Here is a 19879-nt window from a genome sequence, read left to right as displayed (position 1 = left end):
CGACTGACCCTGATGTGCGGCCGTTCCCCTGCGGATAGAGGACGGAGATTTCTCCCCCTCTCAGAAGTGGGGCAACCCGGTGCTGCATGGGTTGAAACGGGCCCCTTTGTCGAGCGTTGTCGGCCCGACCATGACCCCGACCGACGGAATTCGCTGACGGCGGTGAAGAACACTGTCGCCCTGCTCGGCGACGAGAAGGCAGCCACGAAAGTCGCCGAGATCCCTCTGACCCTGATCACCAAGGACAACCTGGACGAGGCCCCCAGTACTGCCCCGAGTAGCGGGAGCGGCCGCCTTGGCCTTCGGGTCGGGGCGGCCGCTTCATCCGGTCAGGCGGTTCGGCAGAGCACCGCTGGGCCGACGGGTGCCGCGGCGCGGGTCATGGTCGCGTGCACGGGACGGGCGGTGGGGGCGGTGGCCGCGACCTGCGAGTGGTTCCGCGCGAAGACGACGAGGCGCAGCATCGCGAACCGCGCGACACCGGCGAGTGCGGAAGCGGACAGGTAGACGACCTGCTCAAGCAACGAACCGGGTGCCGCCACCAGTTGCTGCAGGACAAGCATTGCCACGCTGGTCACCGCATACGCAGCCGCCGCGGACCCGGCCGACTGCGCATGCTGACGCCAGGTCGCGCGCCCGCCTGCGCCGAAGGTGAAGCGGGCATGCAACTCGGCGGCGAGGAGCGTGGAAACCGCGGTAACCAGGGCGCTGGCCAGGCCCCAGTACATCCACGAGGCGAGGGCCGCCACGGCGAAGCTGGAGGCGAGCCCCACTCCGCCGCCGCAGAGCACGAAGCGGGCGAAGGCAGTGAGGGCACCGGGTGCCGCCTGCTGTCGACTCTGCGCTGCCTCCATGATCCGCCCCCTTTGATCGCTCACTCCGTGAAACGCGCACCTCTCGACCTGTGAGGCCTTCGGCCCGTTGTTTCTCATGACGGAAACGCTACGTTGCGTTCATGAGTATGGCAACGAAGTTGTTGCACACCACGCCTATTGCCACAGGTAGATGCCGAGAAATCGTTGCAATGATTTGGAGGTAATGCAACAGGCTGAACCCGGCTCGTTGCAATGAATTGTGAGTGAACGCTATACCGCCGACATCGGGATCCATGGAGTCGGCCCCAGCGGACGCGATGAACCGGCCTTCACCCGGGGATCACTGGGCAGTTGCCAATGGTTCATGCTATCTCCACAGCTCCTCCGGCACCTTTCCTCAGGCATTTGGATTTCTCCCCCTGGCCATATGAAACGTGCCCCACATTTCTGGAGAGCGTGACGATGGCCGGCCCCATCGTTTCGGTGATTATCGCCGCGTACAATGCGATGCCCTATCTGACGCGTTGCATTTCCTCTGCCGCCGAGCAAAGCATCGGCCGGGACGCGTTGGAAATCATCGTCGTGAACGATGGCTCGACCGACGGTACGGCGGCCGAACTCGAGCGGCTGGCCGGTGAGTACCCGGGGCTGCTGCACGTCATCCACCAGGCCAATTCGGGCGGCCCGTCGGTGCCCCGTAACGTGGGGCTCGAGCACGCCCGAGGTCGCTTCGTTTTCTTCCTGGACGCCGACGACCACCTCGGTCCGGAAGCCCTGGAACGCATGGTCGCCATGGCCGAGAAGAACGGTACCGACATCGTGCTCGGCAAAATGGTCGGCGTCGGCGGACGGCGACCGCCCACCTCGATGTTCCGCCGCAACCAGCCGAAGACCGACGTCTTCTCGTCCCGCGTGTACTGGACGCTCAACCCGATGAAGCTGTTCCGCCGGGAACTGCTGGAGCGGCACAACCTGCGCTTCCCCGCCGACCTCTCCATCGGCGAGGACCAGCTGTTCGTGGGCGCTGCCTACCTCCACGCCAGGGGTGTGTCCGTACTGGCCGACTACGACTGCGTGTTCTGGGTGCAGCGCGAGGACGAGAGCAACATCACCATGCAGACCAGGGGCTCCGAACCCCGCCTGCGGTTCCTGCCGCACGTGGTCGACATGATCCTCGAGAACGTGCCGCCCGGCCCTGCCCGCGACCACCTGGCCCACCGGCATCTGACCATCGAGGTTCAGCAGATCCTGCGCGGTCACTTCATCCATGACAACCGTGCGGGCCGGCACAAGACGCTGCAGCGGCTCGCCGAGATCATCGAACCGCTGTGGCACGACGGGATGAACGAGCGCCTCTCGGCGATGGCCCGGCTGCGGCTGCACCTGGTGCGCCACCGCATGCTCGACGAACTCCTCGAACTCATCGCCTTCGAGGAAACGCTGGCGGAGAGCAGTGTGGCCACGCCCGTCCTCGTCGAGGGCGGGCGGGCACTGGCTCGCTACCCGTTCCTGCGCGACCCGGCGCGCGCCGTCCCCGACATCTGCTACGACATCACCGCGCAGCTCGGCACCCGCCACCAGGTGACCCGGGCCGAGTTGGACGGCACAACGCTGCACCTGGCCGGCCATGCCTACCTTCACCGGGTGGAGACTCGCGAGGTGACCACCGAACTCGTCCTGCGCGAACGCGACCGGGGGACGGAATACCGGCTGCCCGTGGTCCACACGGCGACTCCCGGGCTCGGCGCCGACGAGGACGAGGGCCACTACACGTACGAGCGCGCCGGATTCGAAGCGAGTGTCGACATCACCACCGCCGCCGACGGCAGGCCGCTGGACGACGGCCTGTGGGACATCTCCGTCGCGATCGGTGCCCAGGGCCTGTCCCGCGAGGTCCGCATCGGCAGCAAGCGGGCCGCCGCCGTCTCCGGAAAGCCGAGCACACACGTCGCCGCCGTGGCCGGAAGTCTCCGGGCGATCACGCTCTACACGACCAAGCCGCACGGCAACTTCACCCTCGACCTCGGTGAGAACAAGCACGAGGTGCTGCCGCACCTGAGCCTGAACGGCGCCCGTTGGGCCGAGGACGTACCGACCGAGCTGGAATTCACCGGACGGTGCACGCTCTCCGCGTATCCGGACTCCGCCCTGACCATCGCCCTCGACGACGGGCAGGGCGGCACCGGCCCCGCGTACCCCGTCCGTCGCGTCTCCGGCGACGGGACGTTCGCGGTACGGATTCCGGTCACCGCTCTCCCCGCCGGCCTGTGGGGTGGCGAGCTCCGTCTCGGTCGATGGGTACTGCCTCTCCCCGCGCCGGCCGAGGACATGGCCCCCGCCAAGTGGCGCCGACGCGGCCTGCCCTGGTACGCAAAGCCCTCCCCCACCGCCGACGAGCACTTCGCACTGCACGTCGCGAAGACCGACCTCGTGCGAGCCGTGGCCCAACGCATCAAGCGCTGAGCATCAGGCTGCATACGGCCGCCGCTCCCGTGCCTCCGCAGCGCCCGCCCCCACCACGGCAGAACGGCTCGGCCGAACGGCTCAGTCGACAATCCGGCGCACCGGCTGCCCCGTGGCACGAGCGATGGTGTCGAAGTCGGAATCCTGGTGCAGCACAGTCAACTTGTGGTGCTGAGCGGTCACGGCCACCAGCAGGTCGACGGGGCTCGCGCACTGGTGCCAACCGCGGTCGGCCAGGTCCTGCTGGAGCGCCGCAGTGTCCTCCCAGACGCTGTCACGCATCGGGTAATAGGGGAACGTCTCCCGAAGCAGCCCGTCCGCCTCGTAGTACGCCGGTCGGCCCCCGACCGCGCGGAGAAACTCCTGCCGCACGGGCTCACACAGTCCGACGAGGCCGGAACAGACGAGTTGGTCCCACTGCGACCCGGTCTGACCGCGGTAGAAGCGGATCAATGCGCTGGTGTCGATGAGAAAGGCCTCGCTCATGCCGCGTGATGCTCCGCGTCGGAGGCCGGCTCGGATCCGGCGGGGGCTGTCTCGGATCCGGCGGTGGCTGTCTCGGATCCGGCGGTGGCTGTCTCGGATCCGGAGGCGGAGGTGTCCGCGGGCTTCTCAATGACCGAGAAGTCGATCTCTCCCTCGGCGACCATCCGGCGCATCCGCTCCACGGCCGCCGCGCGCCGCCGCCTGTCCGCGATCTCCCGGAGTGCCGCGTTGACGGTTTCCTTCTTCGTCGTTGTGCCCAGGTGACGAGCTGCTTCGGCCAGCGCCTCGTCATCGAGGTCGATCACAGTGCGGGACATGGGCAACACCCTTCGAAGCGTATATACGATCTCAAAAAAAGATATCACGGGGCGGGGATCGTAGACGCCGGTTGTGGACCTCCTCGCGCCCGGGTGTCACGCCTTGCAGGGACTCGTCACCCATTCACACCTCCACCGGACGCCCTTCGGGTTCTTTCCGCCGAGCGCCCGTCGCACGCCTGTGACCTGCTGAAACGGCACCCACCACCCCTCGCAGACACGTCCGGCGACACCCATTCATCGTATTTTCTGACAGGCGCTCAGGAAGCGGGCTCGCCCCGGTGCGGATTTCCTCGGAAGTGCAGGGGCCCGATGAGCTCGAAGGAGCATGCCGATGCGACGTACCGCCCGTCTGCTGACCGGTACCGCGCTCGCCGTCGCCACCGCGGGCGCGCCGTCCGCCCCGGCGTACGGCGCGGAAGGCGGCCGGCTCGAGGTGTATCCCTCCACCGTGGTGCCGGGCCACGACGTCACCGTGAACACCTCGGCCTGCGGCGACGACGGTATGGCGGAGGGGGACGCCACCGCGGTGGGCGCCGGGACCTTCACGCTTGCCCCCGGCACCGACGGGGACGAGGGCGACGACATCGGACGCTTCCGGGTGCCGCCGAGCGCGCAGCCGGGGACGTACGAGATCGTCGTGAAATGCACCCAGGGCGCCTCCGAGGCCCGCGCCGACCTGGTGGTCATCCTCTCCGCCGCCGGTCAGGCGTACCCCCGGGGAAGTGTGAAGACGGGGGTCGGCGGCGCCCTGGGCCCCGACCCCGTACAGACCGCGGCCGGCGTTGCGGCTCTCGCTGTCGCCGCTGCGGGCGGTACCTGGCTCCTGCATCGCCGGGCGAGAGGCGACGGGATCTGACGGACACCCTCCGCCGTCCGTCCGCCGGTACCGCAAGTCCCCGCCCCCCTCCGGGTCCGATGCCCCTCGCGGCCCGGAGGGGGACCGGGTCAGGCCAGGAGGCTCGTGTGCGCATAGTCGAGAACCCGGGGAACGCCGCGATAGCGGCCGTCACCACCGTCGCCCTCTTCACCGGTGTGTGGCTGCTGAGCAGCGGCGCCCGGACGAACGCCCCGCCGCAGCCGTCGGCCGCCCAGGCGCACACCGGACAGACCGTACGGCAGTCCGCGGCGCCCGCGCTGCCGCCGTCGCCGCCGGACCGCATCCGCATCCCCGCGATCCGGGTGGACGCGCCCCTGACGGGTCTGGGGCTGAACAGGACCGGCAACCTGGAGGCGCCGCCCACCGCGCCCAGGAACCTCGCCGGCTGGTACGAGGCCGGTACCACGCCCGGCGAGCGGGGCACCGCCGTCGTCGCCGGCCATGTCGACAACGCCGACGGCCCCGCCGTCTTCTACCGGCTCGGCACCCTGAAACGGGGCAGCACCATCGAGGTGGACCGGCGGGACGGCAGCGTGGCGCGGTTCAGCGTGGACGCGGTCGAGGTGTACGACGCGAAGGACTTCCCCGACAAGAAGGTGTACGGCGCGGCGTCCCGGCCCGAGCTGCGGGTGATCACCTGCGGCGGAACCTACTCCCGCAGCACCGGCTACCAGGGCAACGTCGTCGTCTTCGCGCATCTGACCGGGAGCGGCTGAGCCCGCTCAGGGTATGGGCTCCGGCGTCACGGTCTCCGGTGTCACGCCGCCCAGGACGTTCGCCTTGCCCCACGCGCTCGCCTTGCCCCACGCGCCGAGCGGTTCGAGCGCCGTGTTGAGGGAAACGCCGCGGGGCGTCAGCGAGTACTCCACCCGGGGCGGCACCTCCTCGTACTCCTCCCGATGGACGATGCCGTCCGCCTCCAGCTCCCGCAGCTGCGCGGCGAGCACCTTCTCCGTCACCCCGGGAAGCTCGCGGCGCAGCTCACCGAAGCGGTGCCGCCGCACGGACAGCGCCCACAGGATGAGCACCTTCCACTTCCCGCCGATCACGTCCATCGCCGCGTCGATCCCGCACTCGTACGAGCCCGGCCGTCGCCCGTTCGCCCTCACCCGACACCCCGTCCTCCCGCTGCCTGCATGCTTCCCTTGGGGTAACCACCCACTCGGAAGTACGTACTTGAGCAGGCCGGTCCCCTTCGATGAGTCTGAACGCCATGACCGACAACGCCTCTTCCCGCACCCCCCTCACCCTCCTCGGCACCGGCACCATGGGCACCGCACTGGCCCGCGCCTGGCTCGCCGCCGGGCATCCCGTGACCGTCTGGAACCGGACCCCCGCCCGCGCCGAGGCGCTCGCCGCCGAGGGAGCCACGGTCGCTGCGAGCGTCGCGCAGGCCGTGGCCGCCAACCGGCTGGTCGTGGCCTGCCTGCTCGACGACACATCGGTCGGGGAGGCCCTGTCCGACGCCGACCTGTCCGGGCGCGACCTGGTCGACCTCACCACCGGAACGCCCGCCCAGGGCCGCGCCCGCGCCGCCTGGGCGAAGGCGCGCGGCGCCCGTTTCCTGGACGCCGGGATCATGGCCGTACCGCCGATGATCGGCAGCCCGGACAGCGGGGCGTTCGTCTTCTACAGCGGTTCCGCGGCCCTCTTCGAGGAGTGCCGGGACGTCCTCGCGGTTCCCGCCGGCACCCGCTACGTCGGCACGGACCCGGGGTTCGCCGCGCTGCACGACGTGGCCCTGCTCAGCGCCATGTACGGGATGTTCGGCGGGGTGACGCACGCCTTCGCGCTGATCCGCCGGGAGGACATCGCGCCCAGGGACTTCGCCCCGCTGCTGGTGTCGTGGCTCACCGCGATGGCGCCCGCCGCGCTGGAGACCGCCGACAGGCTGGAGAGCGGCGACTACACCAAGAACGTCGTCTCCAACCTCGCCATGCAGGTCGCGGGAAACGCGACGTTCCTGCGCACGGCCGATGAGCAGGGCGTGAGCCAGGAGCTGCTGAGGCCGTACTTCGACCTGATGGAGCGCCGCCTCGCGGACGGCCACGGCGACGAGGACACCACGGGAGTGGTCGATCTCCTCGGTCGTTGATCACGTGGCAGGGCAGCATGATCCGCCGCTGCATCATCCGGCGCGCGGTGCCTGATCTGCCCTAGGCCGCCCACTGCTCGTACGCCAGGTTCGCCACCAGCGCGAACACCACCGTGAGCAGCACGATCCGGACGAAACCGCTGCCCCTCTTCAGTGCGGTGTGCGCGCCGAGCGTCCCGCCGGCGAGGTTGAACACGGCCATCAGCCCCGCCAGCTGCCACAGCACCGCGCCCTGCCAGGCGAACATCGCCAGCGCACCCGCATTGGTGCAGCAGTTGACGATCTTGGCGGTGGCCGAGGCGGTGACCAGGTCGAGGTGCAGGACGGCGGTGAGGGCCAGCACCAGGAACGTACCGGTGCCGGGGCCGATGAGCCCGTCGTAGAAACCGATGCCGAGGCCCGCGAGGCCGATCGCCGCGAGGACGCGGCGGCGGCTGACCGGGCCCGGTTTCGGGGCCGTGCCGAACGCGGGCTTGAGGATCACGAAGGCGGCGACGCCGAGCAGCACCACCATGATCACCGGCTTGAGCACGTCCGTGCTCATCCCGGCCGCGAGGAACGCCCCGCCCGATGATCCCGCCAGCGCCGCGAGCCCGATGCGTACGGCCGTGCGCACGTCGACGGGTGCCTTGCGGGCGTACGTCACGGCCGCGCCCGTCGTGCCGACGATGGCGACCGCCTTGTTGGTGCCGAGCGCGGACGCCGCCGGGGTGCCGGCCGGGAGCCCGAGCAGCAGCACGGGGAGCAGCAGCAGGCCGCCCCCGCCGACCACGGCATCGATCCAGCCGGCCGCGAGGGCGGCGAGGCACAGGAGGACAACCATGGTCAGGGATATGTCGGGCATGATCGGGACCCTATCCCCCCGGCCCCACCCGCCCGGCCTCACAGCCCACCCCGGCCGCTCCCCCGCAACCCTCACATCCACCCCCCGCCCCCGCTGAGGGCAGAGTTCCCCGCGTGAAACAGACGTGATGCGGCCGGGTAACACCCGCCCCGCACGCTCATGAGCATGACCTCGAATACGCGTGTGGTGGTGATCGGCGCCGGCCTCGCGGGCGTACGGCTCGCCCGGCGGCTCGGTGAGCTCGGCACGCCCGCGCTGCTCGTCGGCGAGGAGGAGCACCGGCCGTACAACCGGGTCCTGCTCGCCGAGGTGCTGGCCGGACGGTACAGCCCGGAGGTGATCTCCCTCCCGGCGCCCGCGGAGCTGACCCGTGCCCGGGTGACCGATATCGACCGTGACGGGCGGACCGTGCGCTGTGCGGACGGCTCGGAGATCGCATACGACACGCTGGTCCTGGCCACCGGCTCCAACCCGGTCCTGCCGCCCCTGCGCGGCCTGTTCACCCCGGACCACGTCCTGCCCGAGGGCGTCCACGCGTTCCGCACCATGGACGACTGCCTGGGCCTGTCCAAGGCGGTACGGCCGGGTGTGCGGGCGGTCGTCATCGGCGGCGGGCTCCTCGGGGTCTCCGCGGCCCGCGCGCTCGCCGTACGCGGGGCGCAGGTCGTTCTCGCCCAGCAGTCCGAGCGGCTCATGGAGCGCCAGCTCGACCCTGCCGCGTCCAAGCTCGTCAAGCGGCACCTGACCGACCTGGGCGTCGAGGTGCACACCGAGTGCCGGGTGCGGGACGTACGCGTCGTCGGCGGCGCGGTCCGGTCGGTCGAGATGGCCGACGGGTATGCCCTGGACGCCGACCTCGTGGTTCTGGCCTGCGGCGTCCGCCCCCGCGCGGGCCTCGCCAAGGCCGCCGGGCTCGCCGTGCACAAGGGCGTCCTCGTCGACGACGAACTGCGTACGTCCGACCCGCACATCCGGGCCATCGGCGACTGCGCCCAGCACGACGGCACCGTGTACGGGCTCGCCACCCCCGCCCTCGAACAGGCCGACGCGCTCGCCCTGTCGCTGGCCGGCGACGCGGCCGCCCGCTACACCGGCACCCGTTCCCTCACCCGCCTCACCCTCGCCGGTCAGGCACCCTTCGACCTCGCCGCGTTCGGCGAGACGGAACCCCGCCCCGGCGACGACGTCGTGCAGCTCGCCGACGCCACCCGCGGCACCTACCGCAAGGTCGTCGTCCGCGACGACCGCCTGGTCGGCGGGGTCCTCGTCGGCGAACTCGGCACCGTCGGCGCGCTCGCCCGCGCCTGGGAGGGAGCAGAGCCGCTCCCGTCCGACGGCGGCCCCCTGCTCCACCTGCTCACCAACGATGGAGGCTCCTGATGTCCACGACCCCCACGATCGTGCTCGTCGGCCATGGCATGGTCGGCCAGCGCTTCCTCGAAGCGCTCGCCGAGCGCGGCCTGACCGCCACGCACCGCGTGGTCGTGCTGTGCGAGGAGCCGCGTCCCGCCTATGACCGCGTCCAGCTGACCTCGTACTTCTCGGGCAGGACCCCGGACGACCTGTCCATGACGGACATGGAGTTCATCGAGAAGCACTCGATCGAGCTGTACGTCGGCGACGCCGCCGAGACCATCGACCGCGAGGCCCGCAAGGTCACTGCCCGGTCGGGGAACGTCTTCGAGTACGACACCCTGGTCCTGGCCACCGGCTCGTACCCGTTCGTCCCGCCGGTCCCCGGCAAGGACGCCGAGGGCTGCTTCGTCTACCGCACGATCGAGGACCTCCTCGCCATCGAGGAGTACGCCAAGTCCAAGGCGGCGACCGGTGCGGTGGTCGGCGGCGGGCTGCTCGGCCTGGAGGCCGCGGGCGCGCTCAAGGGGCTCGGGCTGTCCACCCACATCGTGGAGTTCGCGCCGCGTCTGATGCCGGTGCAGGTGGACGACGGCGGTGGCGCGGCCCTGCTGCGCACCATCGAGGACATGGGCCTGACCGTCCACACCGGCACGGGCACCCAGGAGATCGTCGCCGACGCATCGGGCGCCGTGTCCGGCATGAAGCTGTCCGACGGCTCCGAACTCGCCGTCGACATGGTGGTGTTCAGCGCCGGCGTCCGCCCCCGCGACCAGCTGGCCCGCGACTGCGGCCTCACGGTCGGCGAACGAGGCGGCATCACCGTCGACGAGCAGTGCCGCACGGTCAACGACCCGCATGTGTTCGCGATCGGCGAGTGCGCGCAGGCGGCGGACGGCCGGGTGTACGGCCTGGTGGCCCCCGGTTACGAGCAGGCCGAGACCGTGGCCGCGACCATCGCCGCCGACGAGGCCTCCTTCACCGGCGCCGACCTGTCCACCAAGCTGAAGCTGCTCGGCGTCGACGTGGCGTCCTTCGGCGACGCGCACGGCACGGCCGACGACTGCCTGGACGTCGTCTACTCCGACTCCCGCTCGGGCCTGTACAAGAAGCTGGTCATCGGCCGCGACGGCACGCTGCTCGGCGGCATCCTGGTCGGCGACGCGGAGGCGTACGGCACGCTGCGCGCCCTCACCGGCTCGGTCCCGCCGATCTCGCCGGAGTCCCTGGTCCTGCCCGCCGGTGCCGGGGCCCCCGCCCAGCTCGGCCCGTCCGCGCTGCCGGACGACGCGATCATCTGCTCCTGCAACAACGTCACCAAGGGCACGATCCGCGGCGCGGTCACCGACCACCAGTGCACGACCGTGCCCGAGGTGAAGAAGTGCACCAAGGCCGGTACGACCTGCGGCAGTTGCGTCAAGGTCCTCGGCCAGCTCATCAACGCCGAGCTGGAGGCTGGCGGCGTCGAGGTCGACAAGGGCCTGTGCGGCTGCTTCTCGCAGACCCGCGAGGAGCTGTACGAGATCGTCCTGGCCCTGCGCATCACCTCGTACCAGGACCTCCTCGACCGCCACGGCCGCGAGGGCGCCCGGGGCGGTGACGGCTGCGAGACCTGCAAGCCCGCCGTCGCCTCGATCATCGCCTCCCTCGCACCGACGATCGGCGCGAACGGCTACGTCCTGGAGGGCGAGCAGGCATCCCTGCAGGACACCAACGACCACTTTCTGGCCAACCTCCAGAAGAACGGCTCGTACTCCGTCGTCCCTCGTATCCCCGGCGGTGAGATCGCCCCGGAGAAACTGATCGTGATCGGCGAGATCGCCCGCGACTTCGGCCTCTACACGAAGATCACCGGCGGTCAGCGCATCGACATGTTCGGCGCCCGGGTCGAGCAACTACCATTGATCTGGGCTCGGTTGGTGGACGCCGGCTTCGAGTCCGGGCACGCGTACGGCAAGTCGCTGCGCACGGTGAAGTCCTGCGTGGGCCAGACCTGGTGCCGCTACGGCGTCCAGGACTCCGTCCGTATGGCGATCGACCTGGAGCTGCGCTACCGGGGCCTGCGCTCCCCGCACAAGCTGAAGTCGGCGGTGTCGGGCTGCGCCCGTGAGTGCGCCGAGGCCCAGTCGAAGGACTTCGGCGTGATCGCCACCTCGGGCGGCTGGAACCTGTACGTCGGCGGCAACGGCGGCGCCACCCCGCGCCACGCGGACCTTCTCGCCCAGGACCTGTCCGACGCCGAGCTGATCCGCCTGATCGACCGGTTCCTGATGTTCTACATCCGCACCGCCGACCGCCTGGAGCGCACGTCGACCTGGCTGGAGCGGATCCCGGGCGGCCTGGACCACGTACGGGATGTGGTCGTCCACGACTCCCTCGGCATCTGCGACGAGCTGGAGAAGCTGATGGCGGCGCACGTCTCGCACTACCGCGACGAGTGGTCCGAGACCATCAACGACCCCGAGAAGCTGGCCCGGTTCGTCTCCTTCGTGAACGCGCCCGACACCCCCGACCCGGTCGTCGGCTTCGTCCCCGAACGCGACCAGATGAAGCCGGACCTGCCGCTGCTGTCGATCGGCATGCGGCCCACCGAATCCAAGGAAGCCGCCCTGGAAGGAAGCGCCCAGCGATGACCCTGGCACCCGAGACGACCGACCTCAAGGTCCAGCTTCAGCTGGCCGACGGCTGGTTCACGGTCTGCGACCTGAACCGGCTGCTGCCCGGCCGTGGAGTGGCGGCCCTGCTGCCGGACGGCCGCCAGGTGGCCCTGTTCCGCGACCGCAAGGGCGAGCTCTACGCCATCGACAACCGTGACCCGTTCAGCGGCGCGGCGGTCCTCTCCCGCGGCCTCATCGGCACGCACCAGGGCCGCCCGTTCGTCGCCTCCCCGCTGCTGAAGCAGCGCTTCGACCTGGTCTCCGGGCAGTGCCTGGACGACGAGTCGGTGCGGGTGAGGACGTACGAGGTGCGGGCGGCCTGACTCTGAACGAGGGCGTGTCCGGCGGATCAGGCCGGCTCCGATGGACGGTGACCGATCAGCGCAGGTGAGCGGGGCCTGGCGCGTCCAGTTGCAAGGCGGAGGAGGGAGTCGACGCGGAGCGTCGGCGACCGACGACAACGCCGCAGATGGGCGTGCCAGGCCCCGCGATTCCGGCATGATCCGTCGGACACGCCCTGGGGCTCCGGGGGCCGGTTTGTCACCGGCCGCCGCGGAGCCCTCGGTTGGTTCGGCCCACGTTCAGCCCAGGTTCAGCCCACGCGGTCGCTCGCTTCCGGGAGGGGGCGCGTGTCCAGGTAGAACCACTCGGCCGTGGCGCTCGGGGCGGGTGAGGACTCCGCGCCGGGATAGGCAGCGGGCAGGCTTACCGCGTCGGGATAGCCCACCGGCCCGGTTGCCGTATCGGGATAGCCGACCGGCCCGGTTGCCGCGTCCGGATACCCCGTCGGCACACCTGCCGCGCCAGGATGCCCCGTCGGCACACCTGCCGCGCCAGGATGCCCCGTGGGGACGCCCGCTGCGCCGGGATACTCCACCGCCTCGGCCCCCGCGCCGACCGAGCCCGCCACCCTCTCCCCCGCGTCCTTCGCCTCCGGCACCCGCACCCCCGTGTCCGTCAGCTCCGGCATCAGCAGCTCCACCCGAAGCCCCGCCCCCCGCTGCTGGCTCACGAACTCGTCGATCTGCGTGCGGCAGGCATGGTCCAGGTGGGTCACGCCGAGCAGGTCGAGCCGGATGCGCGGCTTGCCCGAGGCGGCGGCCTGTTCCAGGGCCTCGATCAGCCGCGGCAGCCGCAGGAACGTCGCATTGCCGGCCATGACGACCTTGGCGGTGTCCTCCTCGATGTGCTGCCGTACGACCGCCTGGGACATCCGCAGCGCGGCGAGCACGACCCCGGCCGCGAGGCCGACGAGGACGCCCTCCAGCAGGGCGGTCGCCGTGATGACGAGGGTGGTCAGCGTCATGACGGCGAACTCGCCCCGGTCCTGGCGCCACATCCGGGGGAACTCGTCCGGCGCGAACAGCTTCCAGCCGCTGTGCACCAGCACCCCCGCGAGCACCGAGATCGGGATCAGCGCGAGGACCTGCGGCAGCAGCAGTGCGAAGGCGAGCAGCCACAGCCCGTGCAGGGTGCGGGAGATCCGGGTCTTCGCCCCGGCCTGGACGTTCGCCGAGCTACGGGCGACGACCGCCGTGATGGGCAGCGCGCCGAGCACGCCGGCGACGGTGTTGCCGGCGCCCTGGGCGATGAGCTCGGTGTTGTACTTGGTGCGCGGCCCGGTGTGCATACGGTCCACGGCCGCCGCGGTGAACAGGCTCTCCGCCGACGCGATCACCGTGAAGGTGAGGATCGCGGTGATGATCCCGGCGTCGGCGAGCCCCGCGAACTGCTCCGGCCCCGGCATGTCGACCGCGTCCGCGAGGTTGCCGACCTGGAGCGTCTTCACGTTCACGCCCGGCAGTGCGGCGACCGCGATGCCGATGCCGACGGCGACGAGCGCGGCCGGGATCTTCCTGACCGGGCCCGGCACCTTCTTCCAGACGAAACTGAGCACGATCGTGACGACGCCGAGCCCGGCCGCGGTCATCGCCTGCGGATCGGCGGCGACGTCGGCGACCAGCCCGGGGACGCCGGCGATGTTCTCGAACGGCGTGCCCGGGGCCTTCGCGTCGGACATCGGATACAGCTGACTGAACATCAGCGGCAGCCCGATGCCGGCGAGCATGCCCTGGACGACGGCGAGGGAGATCGCCTGGAACATCCGGCCGAGCTTCACCAGCCCCAGCACGATCTGGAGGATGCCGGTGAACAGGACGATCACTCCGAGCATGGCCACGCCGTGTTCGAGCACGGTTTCCGCGACGAGGGCGGCGAGCCCTGCCGCCGGACCGCTGACCTGGAGGGTGCTTCCCCGGATCGCACCGACCACCAGCCCGCCGATGACCCCGGAGATGATCCCCAGCTCGGCCGGCACCCCGGAGGCGACCGCGACGCCGATGCACAGCGGCAGCGCCACCAGGAACACCACGAGCGAGGCGGTGATCTCGGTGCCGAGGTCGACGCCGGAGCCGGAGCCGCCCTTCCGGGGGCCGGAGCCGCCCTTCCGTGGCCCGGCGGCCCGCCGGGCATGCGCCCCACTCATGACCCGTGCACCCGGAACCGGCCGTCCTCGTCCAACTCGTGGACCGTGCCGGTGTCGATCTCGTAGTACCAGCCGTGCAGCCGCAGCCGCCCGCTGTCGATCAGCCGCCGGGCGACCGGATACCCGCGCAGCACGGCAAGCTGATTGCGGACGTTGAGCTGCACGACCTCGCGCAGCGTCGGATCCCCCGACCGCCGTCCCACCTCGCCGAGTACGGGTTCCAGCCCCGGCCGCGCATGCTCGAGCCACGCGTCGACGCGCGGCAGCCCGGACAGATCGGTGCCGTGTGTGAGCGCGCTCATGGCCCCGCAGTGGGAATGGCCACACACCACGACGTCCTGAACGCCCAGCACTTCGAGCGCGTACTCGATGGTGGCGGCCTCGCCGGAGGCCGCGCCCTGCTCGTCGTACGGCGGCACAATATTGCCCGCATTGCGCAGCTCGAATATCTCCCCGGGCCGCGCTCCGGTGATCAACGCGGGAATCACCCGCGAGTCCGAGCAGGTAATGAACAAGGCCTCGGGAAATTGCCCGACGGCCAGTTTCCGGTATTCGTCGCCCTCGAAGTCGACCCGTCGCCTGAACGAGCGGGCGCGGTCCAGCAACGCCTTCACCATGCCTCCCTGACACTGATTCCGACCAGGAGTCACGAAGGTAGGGGGGCGTACCCCAGAGGAAGGTTAAGCGAACCCCAAGGAAAAGAAGCACAAGCGGTTTCTGAGGGCCATTTCACAAAGGCCGGGATCAGGACACCCGCGTGTGCATTTCCTTGTAGCGTGTCGACTCCCACAGCAAGGGATTCGTGTTGTCCGGATTTTTTATGGAGAGACAGGACGCCATGGGCGTACGAGTGCTGCTCATCGAGGACGACGAGTCGATCGCCGAACCGCTCGCCGACGGACTGCGGCACTTCGGCCTGACGGTCCACCACGTCGCCACCGGTGCGGAGGGACTGGCAGGACCGTACGGCGATGTCGTGCTGCTCGACCTCGGCCTGCCGGACATGGACGGCATCGACGTCTGCCGCGGCATCCGCCGGTCCTCCGACGTCCCCGTCATCATCCTCAGCGCGCGGGGTGAGGAGGCCGACCGGGTGCTGGGTCTGGAGCTGGGCGCCGACGACTATCTGGCGAAGCCGTTCAGCGTACGGGAGCTGGTGGCCCGGATCCGCGCCGCGCACCGCCGCCACCGACTGCCGCCCGCCGCCAACCCGTACGCGCAGCAGTCGTCGTACGAGGGCGAGTCGGCCGGCCACGAGACGCCGTACACCGATCCGGCGGACGACACCCCACCCGCATCAGCCGGCCCCCTTGTGGTGGACCGGCGGACCCGGCAGGTGTGGGTCGGGGACGTGCCCGTCACGCTGACGCCGAAGGAGTTCGAACTGCTGGCGCTGCTGTCCGAGGACGCCGGAGCGGTGTACTCGCGACAGGAGATCCTCAACCGGGTATGGGACGACCACTACGAGGGCCCCACCAAGACCCTGGACGTGCACGTCGCCACCCTGCGCCGCAAGCTGGGCCACCCGGCGTGGATCCAGACCCTGCGGGGCGTCGGCTTCCGGCTCGCCGTGCGCAGCCCCGCACCGGACCCCCCGCACGGTCCCACCGCCTCATGACCCGCCGACTGCTGCTGAGCCACCTCAGCCTGGCCGCGCTCGTCCTGCTCGGCCTGGAGATTCCCCTGGGGTTCGTCTACACGCGGGCCGAGCGCGAACGGATCGTCAACTCCGCCAACAGCGAGGCCGATTCGGTGGCCGCGTACGCCGAGTTGTCGGTCGCCGCCCGGCGCCGCGACCAGCTCGCCGAGCGGGCCGAGCACTGTGCCGAACGCATCGGCGGACAGGTGGTCGTCCTCGCCGCGGACGGCACCCTGCTGGCCGCCGCACCCCGGCTGTCCGACGCGGAGGAACGCGACCTCGCCACCCGCCCCGAGGTCACGGCGGCGCTGCAGGGCAGGCCCTCCACGGACGTACACGCCTCCACGATCGACGGCGTGCACTACCTGTCGGTCGCGGCCCCGGTCGGACACCGCGCGCCCGACGGCTCGGCGCAGGGCGCGGTACGGATCACCCTGCCGACGGACGCGGTACACGCCCGAGTACACCGGGTGTGGCTGCTGCTGGCCCTGGTGGGCCTCGCCGTCCTCACCGGCGTCGGGGCGGTGGCGTTCGCGTTCGCACGCTGGGCGGGCCGCCCCCTCCGGCGGCTGGAGGAGGCCGCGCACCGACTCGCCGACGGCGGCCCGGCCGCCCCGGTGCCGGTCACGTCGGGCCCACCGGAGGTACGCAGCCTGGCAGCCGCTTTCAACCGCACCGCGGCCCGCCTCGAACACCTCCTCGCCTCCCAGCGCGCCTTCGCCGGCGAGGCCTCCCACCAGCTGAAGACCCCCCTGGCTGCCCTCCGACTGCGCCTGGAGAACCTGGAACCGGCCGTCGCCCGGCGCGCCCGGCCCCGCCTCGCCGCCGCCATCACCGAGACCGACCGGCTGGCCCGGATGGTCGAGGGCCTGCTGGCGATGGCCCGCCTGGAGGAGGACGCGGCCACACCCGACCCGGTCGACGTGGGCGAGGTGTGCGCAGAACGGCACAGCGCCTGGCTGCCGCTGTTCGAACGCGAGGGCGTCTCCCTCGTCCTGTTCGCCGGCAGCGTGGGCCCGGTACTCGCCGTCCCCGGCGCCGTCGAGCAGATCCTCGACAACCTCCTTTCCAACGCACTGCGGGCCTCCCCCGCCGACAGCACGGTCACCGTGGAGCTGCGGCTGCACACCCCGGCCCGCCGCCCACTGCGCGACAGCCGCCCCTGCTGGGTCGACCTGCACGTCACCGACGAGGGCCCCGGCATGACGGCCGAACAGCGCGCCCGCGCCTTCGACCGCTTCTGGCGCGCGCCCGGCGCCCCGAAGGGCGGCACCGGCCTGGGCCTGTCCCTGGTCCAGCGCCTCGCCCACGCCAGCGGCGGCGAGGTGAGCCTGCGCCCGGCGGCCACCGGCGGCCTGGACGCAGTGGTCCGCCTGCCGTCCGCGGAGCCCCCGCCCGTACGCCCACGCCGCCCCACCCCCGTATACGCCGACGCGGCACGACCCGGCCACGACCTGTCCACCTCGCTCCCCGAGGTGACGGGGCCGTTCCGCTCGTAGCACCCTGGGGGTGTGAAGGGGCCGGTGGGACACATGGCAACTCCTGGCCACCGACTGTCGAATTCCTGTCGAGTTCGCCAGGGCGGTCGTGCTCCCCGAATCCATCGAGTTACATCGAGTTTCAACGAGTTTGAACGAGTCCCACCGACCCTTCTCACCCCACGCTTCACGGAGGCTCGAACCATGACGCGGAACGACCCCCGCCCCTCCCGGCGCACCGTACTCGGCGGTGCCGCGCTGGCCGCCTTCTCGATGGCGGCCGGAACCGGCACGGCTGAGGCCGGCACGAAGACCACCTGGCCGACGGAGTTCCCGCTCCCCGACGGCTGGCTCCCCGAAGGCATCACCATCGGCAGCAGGCCGTACGCCTACATGGGCTCCCGCGCCAACGGCGCCGTCTACCGCACCGACCTGCGCACCGGCGAGGGCAGGGTCCTCTACCCCGGCGCCACGGGCACAGCGACGATCGGCCTGAAGCTGGACCGCGACGGCCTGCTCTACATGGCCGGTGGAGGAGGCGGTACGGCGAGGATCGTCGACTCCCGCACAGGCGAACTGCTGAGGACGTATCAACTCACCACGTCCACACCGACGTTCATCAACGATGTGATCCTGCAGGGCGACCGCGCATGGTTCACCGACTCCCGCAACCCGATCCTCTACGGCGTACGGCGCGGCCACTCCGGCGAGGTCCGCGTCCTGCCGCTGACCGGCGACTGGGTCCAGCTGCCCGACGTCAACAACGCCAACGGCATCGTCGGCACGCCGGACGGCCGGGGCCTGATCGTCGTCAAGAGCGCGCCGGGCACGCTCTACCACGTCTCGCTGAAGACCGGCGAGGCGAAGCAGATCACTCTCTCCGGCGCGGACTCGGTGGTGAACGGCGACGGCCTGGTCCGCATCGGCCACACGCTGTATGTGGTCCAGAACCGCCTCAACCTGATCAGCGTCTGGGACCTCGACCGCACGCTCCGCACCGCGACCCTCCGCCGCACCATCACGGACCCCCGCTTCGACGTCCCCAGCACGGCCGCCCGCTACGGCAACCGCCTGTACCTGGTCAACGCACGCTTCACGAGCCCGCAGACACCGGAGACGACGTTCAACGGGGTGGCGGTCTCCCTCTGACCCCAGACCGGCGGAGACGGGGGGAGCCGCCACCCAGGCCCGGGGGCGCGCTGCCCCACGCGCATATCACCGCGCACGCGGCGCCCCGAGGCACCCCTTGATCCTCGTACCGTGGGACGCATGAAGCTTTCGCCGCTCGTCGCCCGGGAGCGATTTGTCGGGGCGCCCGTTGCCCGGCTTGCGACAGCCGATGTCAGGGGAGTCCCCCATGTGGTGCCCGTGACCTTCGCTGTCCTGGAGGACGTCGTCTACTTCGCGGTCGACCACAAACCCAAGAGCACGTGGGACCTGCGCCGCCTGCGCAACATCCGGGAAAACCCTTCGGTGGCGGTGCTGGTCGACCACTACGACGAGGACTGGTCGAGCCTGTGGTGGGCCCGTGCGGACGGGCGCGGGGAGGTACTGGAGGACGGGCGGGAACGGCTTTCGGCGGTGGAGTTGCTGTGCGGCAAGTACGGGCAGTACCAGGACTCCCCTCCGCAGGGCCCTGTGGTCGCCGTTCGGGTGGAGCGGTGGAGCGGCTGGGCGGCTCGTTCACAGAATGCCGTTTCGTGAGCGGAGAGCTACCGTCCGGTCACGTCACGTTCGCATCACGGGTCCGTCATTTCGCCGCAGTATCAACCAGGCCCTCCCATACCTTCATCACCTCGCTGTCCACGCCGATCGCCTCTCCGTGATCGTGCGCATGGGCATCCGCATGAAGCTGGGGGGCTCCCTGTGTACTCGTTCCGCAAACCTGCCGCCGTGGCCGTCGCCGCGCTGGCGTTGGCCGCTCTGCCGGCCACCGCCGAGGCCCATGACAGCAGTCATCCGTTCAAGAACTGCACCGAGGCGTACGAGAACGGGTACGCCAACATCCTCGAGGGCGACGAGCACTACGGCGACCACCTGGACCGCGACGGGGACGGCGTCGGCTGCGACCGGCCGCCCGCGGACTTCGCGCCCGCCGAGGACGACGGCACCGACGACGGTCAGGGCGCATCCTCCGACGCCGGGGGGCAGGAGGACACCGACCTGGCCGAGACCGGCGGCAGCAGCGCCACCCCGTACATCGCGGGCGGCGGCGCGGCCGTCCTGTTCGCCGGGGGCGGCGTGCTCTTCGTGGCACGCAGGCGCCGCGACGCCCGCTGACCACTCCCTAGGCACGGCAAAGGGGGCGGCACCCTCCGCACAGGGTGTCGCCCCCTCTTCCTGCGTGCCGGAGCCGCCGCCGGATCG

At 70.9% G+C, this 19879-nt stretch carries 18 protein-coding genes and 1 pseudogene; 12 read left to right on the top strand and 7 right to left on the bottom strand.

Translation table 11 applies throughout. The features are described from left to right. Positions 1–329: 329 nt before the first annotated feature. Entirely contained in the window at positions 330–854 is a 525-nt protein-coding gene (locus ACKTSN_RS31735; RefSeq protein WP_409472245.1) for a hypothetical protein, read from the bottom strand. A 423-nt stretch (positions 855–1277) separates the two neighbouring features. Between ACKTSN_RS31735 and ACKTSN_RS31730 the strand changes: the two genes are divergently transcribed. Beyond that, complete coding sequence (locus ACKTSN_RS31730) at positions 1278–3278, top strand: glycosyltransferase family 2 protein (protein WP_409472244.1); 2001 nt, start codon at positions 1278–1280, stop codon at positions 3276–3278. Positions 3279–3359: 81 nt separating this feature from the next. Here the strand turns inward: ACKTSN_RS31730 and ACKTSN_RS31725 are convergent, their stop codons facing one another. Both ACKTSN_RS31725 and ACKTSN_RS31720 read right to left on the bottom strand, forming a co-directional pair. Further along, positions 3360–3764 carry a PIN domain nuclease gene (locus ACKTSN_RS31725; RefSeq protein ID WP_409472243.1) on the bottom strand — a complete coding sequence of 135 codons (405 nt, stop codon included), beginning with the start codon at positions 3762–3764 and terminating at the stop codon, positions 3360–3362. Between the two features lie 128 nt (positions 3765–3892). After that, positions 3893–4081, bottom strand: a pseudogene (locus ACKTSN_RS31720) (type II toxin-antitoxin system VapB family antitoxin); the annotation flags it as partial. Between the two features lie 334 nt (positions 4082–4415). Here ACKTSN_RS31720 and ACKTSN_RS31715 point away from each other — a divergent pair. Together ACKTSN_RS31715 and ACKTSN_RS31710 are read left to right on the top strand one after the other, a co-directional pair. Next, entirely contained in the window at positions 4416–4940 is a 525-nt protein-coding gene (locus tag ACKTSN_RS31715; protein ID WP_409472242.1) for a hypothetical protein, read from the top strand. Positions 4941–5047: 107 nt separating this feature from the next. After that, on the top strand, positions 5048–5677 hold the full coding sequence (locus ACKTSN_RS31710; RefSeq protein WP_409472241.1) for a class F sortase: 630 nt from the start codon (positions 5048–5050) through the stop codon (positions 5675–5677). A 6-nt stretch (positions 5678–5683) separates the two neighbouring features. Here the strand turns inward: ACKTSN_RS31710 and ACKTSN_RS31705 are convergent, their stop codons facing one another. Continuing rightward, positions 5684–6016 (bottom strand): winged helix-turn-helix transcriptional regulator, encoded by a 333-nt coding sequence (locus ACKTSN_RS31705; protein ID WP_409474970.1) that lies wholly within the window; start codon positions 6014–6016, stop codon positions 5684–5686. Between the two features lie 158 nt (positions 6017–6174). On the opposite strand from ACKTSN_RS31705, the gene ACKTSN_RS31700 reads away from it, so the two are divergent. Beyond that, positions 6175–7056, top strand: a complete 882-nt coding sequence (locus ACKTSN_RS31700; RefSeq protein ID WP_409472240.1) for an NAD(P)-dependent oxidoreductase — start codon at positions 6175–6177, stop codon at positions 7054–7056. A gap of 61 nt (positions 7057–7117) precedes the next feature. Here the strand turns inward: ACKTSN_RS31700 and ACKTSN_RS31695 are convergent, their stop codons facing one another. Next, on the bottom strand, positions 7118–7900 hold the full coding sequence (locus ACKTSN_RS31695; RefSeq protein WP_409472239.1) for a sulfite exporter TauE/SafE family protein: 783 nt from the start codon (positions 7898–7900) through the stop codon (positions 7118–7120). A 165-nt stretch (positions 7901–8065) separates the two neighbouring features. Between ACKTSN_RS31695 and ACKTSN_RS31690 the strand changes: the two genes are divergently transcribed. Genes ACKTSN_RS31690 through nirD form a run of 3 tightly spaced genes read left to right on the top strand, consistent with a single transcriptional unit; the run spans position 8066 to position 12233 of the window. Beyond that, a complete protein-coding gene (locus ACKTSN_RS31690; RefSeq protein ID WP_224738482.1) occupies positions 8066–9280 on the top strand; it encodes an NAD(P)/FAD-dependent oxidoreductase in 1215 nt (404 codons plus the stop codon). Next, positions 9280–11886, top strand: coding sequence for a nitrite reductase large subunit NirB (nirB, locus tag ACKTSN_RS31685; RefSeq protein WP_409472238.1), 2607 nt, complete (start codon positions 9280–9282; stop codon positions 11884–11886). Before ACKTSN_RS31690 ends, nirB begins: the two co-directional genes overlap by 1 nt. Further along, positions 11883–12233 carry a nitrite reductase small subunit NirD gene (gene nirD, locus ACKTSN_RS31680; protein WP_409472237.1) on the top strand — a complete coding sequence of 117 codons (351 nt, stop codon included), beginning with the start codon at positions 11883–11885 and terminating at the stop codon, positions 12231–12233. The genes nirB and nirD overlap by 4 nt, the downstream gene beginning before the upstream one ends. A gap of 269 nt (positions 12234–12502) precedes the next feature. On the opposite strand, the gene ACKTSN_RS31675 is transcribed toward nirD, so the two are convergent. Together ACKTSN_RS31675 and ACKTSN_RS31670 are read right to left on the bottom strand one after the other, a co-directional pair. Then, entirely contained in the window at positions 12503–14395 is a 1893-nt protein-coding gene (locus ACKTSN_RS31675) for a SulP family inorganic anion transporter (RefSeq protein WP_409472236.1), read from the bottom strand. After that, positions 14392–15009 (bottom strand): carbonic anhydrase, encoded by a 618-nt coding sequence (locus ACKTSN_RS31670; RefSeq protein ID WP_409472235.1) that lies wholly within the window; start codon positions 15007–15009, stop codon positions 14392–14394. The genes ACKTSN_RS31675 and ACKTSN_RS31670 overlap by 4 nt, the downstream gene beginning before the upstream one ends. 224 nt (positions 15010–15233) lie before the next feature. Between ACKTSN_RS31670 and ACKTSN_RS31665 the strand changes: the two genes are divergently transcribed. From ACKTSN_RS31665 to ACKTSN_RS31645, 5 genes are all read left to right on the top strand, one after another. After that, positions 15234–16013 carry a response regulator transcription factor gene (locus ACKTSN_RS31665; RefSeq protein WP_409474969.1) on the top strand — a complete coding sequence of 260 codons (780 nt, stop codon included), beginning with the start codon at positions 15234–15236 and terminating at the stop codon, positions 16011–16013. After that, entirely contained in the window at positions 16010–17533 is a 1524-nt protein-coding gene (locus ACKTSN_RS31660; RefSeq protein ID WP_409472234.1) for an ATP-binding protein, read from the top strand. Before ACKTSN_RS31665 ends, ACKTSN_RS31660 begins: the two co-directional genes overlap by 4 nt. Before the next feature lie 183 nt (positions 17534–17716). Then, a complete protein-coding gene (locus ACKTSN_RS31655; protein WP_409472233.1) occupies positions 17717–18661 on the top strand; it encodes an SMP-30/gluconolactonase/LRE family protein in 945 nt (314 codons plus the stop codon). 120 nt (positions 18662–18781) lie between these two features. After that, a complete protein-coding gene (locus ACKTSN_RS31650) occupies positions 18782–19216 on the top strand; it encodes a TIGR03668 family PPOX class F420-dependent oxidoreductase (RefSeq protein WP_409472232.1) in 435 nt (144 codons plus the stop codon). A 162-nt stretch (positions 19217–19378) separates the two neighbouring features. Beyond that, positions 19379–19792: an excalibur calcium-binding domain-containing protein gene (locus ACKTSN_RS31645; protein WP_409472231.1), complete on the top strand. Its 414-nt coding sequence runs from the start codon at positions 19379–19381 to the stop codon at positions 19790–19792. The last annotated feature ends 87 nt before the right edge of the window (positions 19793–19879 follow it).

Origin of the sequence: Streptomyces flavusporus, assembly GCF_046267975.1 — a bacterium.
Classification (GTDB): Bacteria; Actinomycetota; Actinomycetes; order Streptomycetales; family Streptomycetaceae; genus Streptomyces; species Streptomyces flavusporus.
This window is presented reverse-complemented; position numbering and strand designations above follow the sequence as displayed.

Coding starts and splice junctions, on each gene's coding strand:
- ACKTSN_RS31735 (WP_409472245.1), bottom strand. CDS start 854: ATGGAGGCAGCGCAGAGTCGACAGCAGGCGGCACCCGGTGCCCTCACT.
- ACKTSN_RS31730 (WP_409472244.1), top strand. CDS start 1,278: ATGGCCGGCCCCATCGTTTCGGTGATTATCGCCGCGTACAATGCGATG.
- ACKTSN_RS31725 (WP_409472243.1), bottom strand. CDS start 3,764: ATGAGCGAGGCCTTTCTCATCGACACCAGCGCATTGATCCGCTTCTAC.
- ACKTSN_RS31715 (WP_409472242.1), top strand. CDS start 4,416: ATGCGACGTACCGCCCGTCTGCTGACCGGTACCGCGCTCGCCGTCGCC.
- ACKTSN_RS31705 (WP_409474970.1), bottom strand. CDS start 6,016: ATGGACGTGATCGGCGGGAAGTGGAAGGTGCTCATCCTGTGGGCGCTG.
- ACKTSN_RS31700 (WP_409472240.1), top strand. CDS start 6,175: ATGACCGACAACGCCTCTTCCCGCACCCCCCTCACCCTCCTCGGCACC.
- ACKTSN_RS31695 (WP_409472239.1), bottom strand. CDS start 7,900: ATGCCCGACATATCCCTGACCATGGTTGTCCTCCTGTGCCTCGCCGCC.
- ACKTSN_RS31690 (WP_224738482.1), top strand. CDS start 8,066: ATGACCTCGAATACGCGTGTGGTGGTGATCGGCGCCGGCCTCGCGGGC.
- nirB (WP_409472238.1), top strand. CDS start 9,280: ATGTCCACGACCCCCACGATCGTGCTCGTCGGCCATGGCATGGTCGGC.
- nirD (WP_409472237.1), top strand. CDS start 11,883: ATGACCCTGGCACCCGAGACGACCGACCTCAAGGTCCAGCTTCAGCTG.
- ACKTSN_RS31675 (WP_409472236.1), bottom strand. CDS start 14,395: ATGAGTGGGGCGCATGCCCGGCGGGCCGCCGGGCCACGGAAGGGCGGC.
- ACKTSN_RS31665 (WP_409474969.1), top strand. CDS start 15,234: ATGGGCGTACGAGTGCTGCTCATCGAGGACGACGAGTCGATCGCCGAA.
- ACKTSN_RS31660 (WP_409472234.1), top strand. CDS start 16,010: ATGACCCGCCGACTGCTGCTGAGCCACCTCAGCCTGGCCGCGCTCGTC.
- ACKTSN_RS31655 (WP_409472233.1), top strand. CDS start 17,717: ATGACGCGGAACGACCCCCGCCCCTCCCGGCGCACCGTACTCGGCGGT.
- ACKTSN_RS31650 (WP_409472232.1), top strand. CDS start 18,782: ATGAAGCTTTCGCCGCTCGTCGCCCGGGAGCGATTTGTCGGGGCGCCC.